Source organism: Escherichia sp. S10b (genome assembly GCF_028421345.1).
Classification (GTDB): domain Bacteria; phylum Pseudomonadota; class Gammaproteobacteria; order Enterobacterales; family Enterobacteriaceae; genus ECMA0423.
In genome coordinates this window covers 1-6,162 of the sequence record NZ_JAHZSO010000044.1, presented here as the reverse complement: position 1 = coordinate 6,162, position 6,162 = coordinate 1, and the positions used below count along the sequence as shown (strand labels likewise).

11 protein-coding genes and 1 pseudogene are annotated in these 6,162 nt (G+C 42.9%); 3 read left to right on the top strand and 9 right to left on the bottom strand.

Annotation, left to right across the window (positions count from 1 at the left end; all coding sequences use genetic code 11):
- Nucleotides 1-320: 320 nt before the first annotated feature.
- The 8 genes from FTE26_RS03955 to FTE26_RS03920 form a co-directional block, all read right to left on the bottom strand.
- A complete protein-coding gene (locus FTE26_RS03955) occupies nucleotides 321-578 on the bottom strand; it encodes a hypothetical protein (protein ID WP_004199355.1) in 258 nt (85 codons plus the stop codon).
- Nucleotides 575-739, bottom strand: a complete 165-nt coding sequence (locus FTE26_RS03950) for a hypothetical protein (RefSeq protein ID WP_000004083.1) — start codon at nucleotides 737-739, stop codon at nucleotides 575-577. Before FTE26_RS03950 ends, FTE26_RS03955 begins: the two co-directional genes overlap by 4 nt.
- A 74-nt stretch (nucleotides 740-813) precedes the next feature.
- Nucleotides 814-1,152 carry a hypothetical protein gene (locus tag FTE26_RS03945; RefSeq protein ID WP_001099725.1) on the bottom strand — a complete coding sequence of 113 codons (339 nt, stop codon included), beginning with the start codon at nucleotides 1,150-1,152 and terminating at the stop codon, nucleotides 814-816.
- Nucleotides 1,153-1,245: 93 nt separating this feature from the next.
- A complete protein-coding gene (locus FTE26_RS03940; RefSeq protein ID WP_000008707.1) occupies nucleotides 1,246-1,488 on the bottom strand; it encodes a hypothetical protein in 243 nt (80 codons plus the stop codon).
- On the bottom strand, nucleotides 1,478-1,747 hold the full coding sequence (locus FTE26_RS03935; RefSeq protein WP_001006717.1) for a hypothetical protein: 270 nt from the start codon (nucleotides 1,745-1,747) through the stop codon (nucleotides 1,478-1,480). The genes FTE26_RS03940 and FTE26_RS03935 overlap by 11 nt, the downstream gene beginning before the upstream one ends.
- Nucleotides 1,748-1,755: 8 nt before the next feature.
- The gene (locus tag FTE26_RS03930; protein WP_000662998.1) at nucleotides 1,756-2,307 is read right to left on the bottom strand and encodes a hypothetical protein; all 552 of its coding nucleotides are present in this window, start codon (nucleotides 2,305-2,307) and stop codon (nucleotides 1,756-1,758) included.
- Between the two features lie 59 nt (nucleotides 2,308-2,366).
- Nucleotides 2,367-2,603 carry a hypothetical protein gene (locus FTE26_RS03925; protein WP_000792381.1) on the bottom strand — a complete coding sequence of 79 codons (237 nt, stop codon included), beginning with the start codon at nucleotides 2,601-2,603 and terminating at the stop codon, nucleotides 2,367-2,369.
- Nucleotides 2,604-2,661: 58 nt separating this feature from the next.
- The gene (locus FTE26_RS03920; RefSeq protein ID WP_001025390.1) at nucleotides 2,662-3,177 is read right to left on the bottom strand and encodes a DnaJ domain-containing protein; all 516 of its coding nucleotides are present in this window, start codon (nucleotides 3,175-3,177) and stop codon (nucleotides 2,662-2,664) included.
- Nucleotides 3,178-3,430: 253 nt separating this feature from the next.
- On the opposite strand from FTE26_RS03920, the gene FTE26_RS03915 reads away from it, so the two are divergent.
- Nucleotides 3,431-3,589 (top strand): hypothetical protein, encoded by a 159-nt coding sequence (locus FTE26_RS03915; protein ID WP_152913118.1) that lies wholly within the window; start codon nucleotides 3,431-3,433, stop codon nucleotides 3,587-3,589.
- Between the two features lie 177 nt (nucleotides 3,590-3,766).
- Here the strand turns inward: FTE26_RS03915 and FTE26_RS03910 are convergent.
- Nucleotides 3,767-3,919 (bottom strand): annotated as a pseudogene (locus tag FTE26_RS03910) (helix-turn-helix domain-containing transcriptional regulator); the annotation flags it as partial.
- A 610-nt stretch (nucleotides 3,920-4,529) separates the two neighbouring features.
- On the opposite strand from FTE26_RS03910, the gene FTE26_RS03905 reads away from it, so the two are divergent.
- Nucleotides 4,530-5,543, top strand: a complete 1,014-nt coding sequence (locus FTE26_RS03905; RefSeq protein WP_001348704.1) for a replication initiation protein — start codon at nucleotides 4,530-4,532, stop codon at nucleotides 5,541-5,543.
- An 8-nt stretch (nucleotides 5,544-5,551) separates the two neighbouring features.
- Nucleotides 5,552-5,995, top strand: a complete 444-nt coding sequence (locus FTE26_RS03900; RefSeq protein WP_001074369.1) for a hypothetical protein — start codon at nucleotides 5,552-5,554, stop codon at nucleotides 5,993-5,995.
- Nucleotides 5,996-6,162 lie beyond the last annotated feature (167 nt).

Genomic DNA, 6,162 nt, shown 5'->3' with positions numbered 1-6,162 from the left:
GACTGTAGGTCACCGGGCAAACGTTGCGGAATGGCGTCAGAGACGTCATTTTGCGGCGTTTGCCCTATCCTGCATCGCAGTGAACTACCTCCACACATAAATTGTGCTTCAGCGTCCATCGAAATGCAAAAAATGAAAGGCTATCGTGGCTGTGATCTGGTGCGTCTGCGACCGGAGACAACGGATTCGCGGCTAACTTGGGCGGAAATAAATTCGCTACGCGAATGGCCTGGCAGGGGGCGCGAGCGCTGTTTTACGGAATATACAAAAAAAGCACCTCCCGTAAACGGGAGGGCTTCGGCGATTCAGGAACGGGAATTTTATTCTGCCTCTGGTGTGTCGCCTTCCATGCCCTGCCGGGCATCATGGAGCCAGCGGCGGAGGTTACTCATTCTTTCCCGGTTTGCCCGGCTGGGACTTTTTCCCCTGTTACCGCTTAGTATACTCCAGACTCTTAACCCGGCCTCGTTAGTCCAGTGCAATACAATTTCCCCTTTGCTGTTAAATCCCAGCGAAAACCGGACAGCTCCCCGCCTCTGTTCTGCACTGATAAAATCTAAAAACTCCTGTTTTTTCATAGCACCTCCTGTTTTTCTATCAGTGCTTTTGTTTCTTTCTTTTCCAGGGCTTTTCTGAGTAATGCCATGTACTCAGGAAAAGCAGAGAATGGCATCAAGGGAAAAACCGGACGCCCACCCTTTTCAACAGTCTGTATTGCTGATAACATGCGTTCCGACATTTTATATTCCTCGCGAGGGAATTGAGTGTCACGGTATCAGGTTGCCTCCACAACCTGATACCACCCCTAATTGATTAACTCCGCAGTTCTCTTATCGCTTCATTTTTGGCTTCCTCCAGTTCTTTAAGGGTATATGCGAAATTCTTCCAGTTAATTACTTCGTTTATAACCTCAGATTTACTTAAACCACACTCATTAAACCAAAAGTTAATATTTTTCTTGAGGGAATTTTTCGCCGTCAGTTCCTCGGACAACAATTCACTAACAGACGTGATAACATAACCACGACCGCGATTTTTATCTTCGAAAGAATGAACGGCAAGGAAGAGAGTTTCTGAATGGACAAAAGCAGAGCAGGTGATTTTTTCTTTCTTAGTGTTTAAAGCCTGGAAAGTGATAACATACGTGTTCATTTTAGTCTCCCGCCCGTTTGGGCTACTGGATCATGGTAAGGAACTATTCCCGACCTACAAATAAATTATACCATCATATGATGGTAATGCAATTTATTTAGTCACTTTATCCTGATTTTTTTCTCTCTTAACGAGCTGGTAATCTGGATGTTCATCAGCCAGGAGCAAAAGTAATTCATACGTACCAGCGGCTAAACCACGAGACGTTTTACCGGATGTTTCTTTGGCTTGCCAGGCTGATAACGTAAAACCAAACCGTTCAGCGGCTTCCTGCTGCGTAAAGCCAGCTTTAATACGTGCTTGTTTCACCTCTTCAGGTGTTGGCTTAAAACTCATGATTTTGTACCTTCACAATAGTATCTGTATAGAATTTCAATAAAATTGGATCATCAATTTCATCTTTAACGTTCGAGAATTCTTCGTAATAAAATGATTTTTGGAAAACAATCTTTTTAGTTGTTTTTTTATCCGCTTCTTTAGAGCGTACCTTCATCAGTTTTTCAAGTTCAATAAACAAACGTGTTGCATCTTCAGACACAACAATCCTGTATGTTACATTACCTTTGTTTTTCCTGTCGCTCAGGACTTCATTCATTTTTTGCCTCATAGCTGTTTAATAAACCCCGCTACCTTTATGAGCTGATCTACACTCAGGCCACGAATTACCATTTCATATCCGTCGCCCCGTTCTGATACGTTACCATCTAACCCATTCTCAACTTTAAACCCGGTCAATGTCCCATGCCAGCTTTCAAGATGCACTAAACGAGATAGCATTCCTTTCAGGATCAGTTTTTTCTCGCGTTTTTGCTGTAACTGTTGTTCATACTCTCGCGCCATATCTACATTATCTAAAGCATCCGACAGGATTTTCTTTTCAATATCGGCGGCGATTTCTACAGGGTTACGCTCTGGCGATACTGTGCAAGTATGGTAAGGACTTCTCCAGCTGCGACTATCTACGCTTCCAATGATAACTAACCTTCCTTTCTCCATTCGAATATGTATAGAGTAATTTTTAAAATCAGGTGAGGTTAGCTTAATCCTGTACTGGCAATCATCGAGCAGATTTACACGCCAGCCGTTCCCCAGGATTCGACAAACGATTTCAAACACCGGTTTATACCGTTCAAAGAAATTTTTCTGTTCTTTCATCGATTCAGCCTTTTGAACTCAATAAAAAAGCCGTAAATCGAATTACGGCAGTTTTAAGACTATTCATCAAAGTGTCCATCATCACTTGCAGCTTCCTGGGCTTCGCATTCCTGCTGATATGCTTCTTCCTTCGCAAAAAGATGCGCCCATCCTTCTGCGTTTAAGCCACGGTGCAAGACTGAACCATTTTCATTGCATTCTTTGGCTGTAACTTCGATCTCATCCGGGCAAATGTAGGCTCCGTAACTTTCAAAAATGTTTATCAGCTCCGCTTCCGTTATGGTCTTGTTTTTCATCAACGTGTCTCCGAATCAATCTTTGCCATGTTCTAGGGGGCTTTCGCCCCCATTCCGGTTATGCGCTTGCTTCTACACGTGTCCAGCCTGACGCCTTACGTTTACCCGCTGTACCATACATTTCACGAATTTCTTCAATGCTGTGTTCTTTACGGTTCCAGCGGCTTTTGTGTTCTTCAGGACGGTAAAACCATTGTTTTTTCTTAGATGCCCACTTACAGCCCATTTCCTTTAAAATGTCTTTGTGTTCTTTAGTTTCTCCGCTAATCCAGACCCAATTACCAATAACTTCATAGACAATCCCTGTAAGGCCGGAAAGCGTATTCAGAACTTTTTCCAGATCTTCACCGTAGTTGTAACGTGCGTTTTCATCAGTGCTTTGAAACTGATTGATTTTATCAATGTTAGCCATGAGAAAATCAAACGCAGCATTTACTGCTTTCATCAGCTCGGCACCCAATGGATTGCGGTCTGGATGATATTTTAAAGCCGCTTTTTTGTATGCCGCCTTGATGTCCTTTTCAGTCAGATCACCGGATAAACCAAAAACGTTTAATGCTTCCTGAATATTCATTTTTCGCTCCCGCCCGTGTGGGCTTCTGGAATCTGGCAGGGAACCATTCCCAACCAACAAATTCATTATACCATCAAATGATGGTTATGGAATCATTTTTAATGCTTTACATTGTAAAGATTACATAAAGATGTATATTGCTTTACCGCGCATGAAGGGATTTCCGAAAGAGGCGCGAACTGTAGTTACATAATGCGCTGTCGTAACATCGCGCCGGAGACGTTCGCCAGGACTGGCGAACCAACAAGCCCGAATGAGAGCGATAACCCCCCTCACCCCTGCCAGGCCAATTTCTGACTATCAGACGATGTTTAGCCTGTCGCAGTTAGCGCGTGAGCTTGCGAACGGTACGCCGGGTCAGTGTGAAACACTGGCGCGGGGCGCTGTATCTGCGCGTTATGAGATGCGTTAGCAGCGAATTACGGGGCGGGTTGCTGAAACCGATTGATGCCTGACAGCAAAAAATGAATCCGGGCGCCAGCTGCTGCACGAAAATTGCCAGCAAAAAACACTTGGCCATCCTCGCCGGTCGTGAAATTTTGCTGGCATAAGAAATAATCCCCCCGGTATGAGGGGCTTGTCTGAAAGGTTAGTGGTTGGGCTTACTGAGAGTGAACTGTAACCCGGCTACTGCTGCAAGCTGTGCAAGTGTTGTGATGGTCGGGTTTCCGTTCGGGGATAATGCGCGGTAGATACTCTGACGAGCAAGGCCGGATTTTTTGGCCGCCTCTGTTATACCCCCTGATTAGGGATCAGGTTAAAAACGAGCTGTATGACGTTCTAAGCGCATTTTACCCGCTCCGTTGAACCATGACCGGGTTAAAGCGGTTAAAACGCCTCTGAGGGCTTTTGAGAGCATTTAAGAATTGGATCGGAAAAGGATCCCGTCTGGATCTTTTAGAGAGATTACACCGCTCGCCGCAGCCGAACGACAGGGCGAAGCCCGCGAGTGAGCGAGGAAGCGGAATTTCCACGGGGTTTCAATAGAGCACTTACGCGCTAAGGTTAATATTTGCTCAATTTTTGGTGGTGCAGTGCTCAGGGAGGCCAGACGGATCTATCCTCTGGATTTATGCTGAGTTATCCACAGACGCTGTGCATTAAAAGCCTTATATTTTCTTCTTGATCTTAAAAACTTAAAAACTTAGCTCGCTTCAATTACCTGAAAATTATGGAAAAAAATTGCTAAAGGTGAGAGGATTTTTCACGTAAGGTGAGAGGATTTTTCACGTAAGGTGAGAAGATTTTTAAGTTAAGGTAGTTAGATTTTTCACTAAAGATGAGAGGATTTTTCACGTAAGGTGAGAAGATTTTTAACGGTTTCCACAGTTTGACTGAACATCAAGTGAAACATGCGGTTGTTGCTATCTTTAGATATGAAGATCCTCAGATCTTCATATCTAAAGGTGAGAGGTTTTTTAATTAAAGGTTGTATTGTTGTCTTGAATTACAACCTTTGTGGGGTTATGATTTGCCTACATAGGAAAGGTTATATGAGGCTTATCGTGAAGACAGTAACGGGATTAACGAAAGTTAGACATAGAAATGAAGTTGGGGTAACTCTTGCATCCCTTTCCCTTTCAGCAAAAAGAGTGCTTTTTCTGGCTCTTTGCCAGATTGATACAAAGGAAATGTTAGATGATGATATTTTGGAGGTTGATGCTGACTTTTTTTCAAAAGCTACTTCTTTAGATAAATATGCCTCTTATGCAGCTCTGAAAGAGGGAGCTAAAGTTCTTTCTTCAACTACGTTAGTTTTAAACAGAGATGATTTAAAAAATTTGGCTGATGAACTTGGGATACTATCATCTAAGAATAAAATACCTGATCGCTTGGATTTAAACTTAACAGAATTCTGTGCCTATTACGATCATCTTGCAACTGTACGGATAAAATTCACAAATACAGCTAAGCGATATTTTTCTAAGTTGATTGGTTCTGAAAATAGATATACCACTCAGGTATTGAAATCAGTTGTGTTGTTGAACAGTGTAAACTCAACAAACCTTTATCAAGTCATTAGGAAATATTACAGTCAGAATAGTTCAAAAAAATCTTTTGATATATCCGTGGATGATTTAAAAGAGGAAATGGGACTTTATACTATTGAGGAAGGGGAGAAGAAATATAAGTATCCTAAATACTCATTTTTTGTTCGTGATGTTATCAATAAAAGCATTAATGAGATAATTGAGAAAACGGAAATAAATCAGTTATCTTTCTCTGTTGTTGGGAAAAAAGGGAGAATGGCTCACATGCTTAGATTTGAGTTTAGTATAAATGAAAAATCCTCATCCTTTTCGGAAGATGATATGGCATTTTTAGAGGAGTTTGACAAAGTCGTTCCACCAAAAAAGAATAAGTGAGGCAAAACATGGCTAAAATATATGAGTTTCCGCAGGGAGCCGAACGAAGTAAGCTGAAAAAAGAAATCATCCGGGAACGTAAAAAACGATTGCGAGAAACGAACGGTAACCCGGTTATCCGGCACGCTAAATGGTTCTGGTTTTATCTACGTCTTGCTACGGCTGGCGCACTGCATTTAGTCTCTGTTATTTCTCTGGCAGTCCTGGGGGCTTTCAGTAAAGCTATTTTCTGGATTGGTGGAATGCTCTGTGTTGTTACATGGTTCCACCTTGAGCGCCAGTTCTGGACGCCGCAAAATTTCACGATTCCAGTAATCGTAACGCTGTGGGGATTGAGTTTGTTTGCCACTCCCCTGATGGAGCTGCTTAACAAAAAAATGCCGTGGTATCGTCTTCTGGTTCCTGATGCAAAGCACACTAGCACTGAGGCAACCAATGATGATCAGCCGTGAAGCAACAATGTTATCCAGTCGGCTTGCAGTGCTTCTTTCAGCCTTTTATCATCGGTTAATCATAGCGCACGAGGCGAGTTCTTTTCACTGCGATGCAGGATAGGGCAAACGCCGCAAAATGACGTCTCTGACGCCATTCCGCAACGTTTGCCCGGTGACCTACAGTC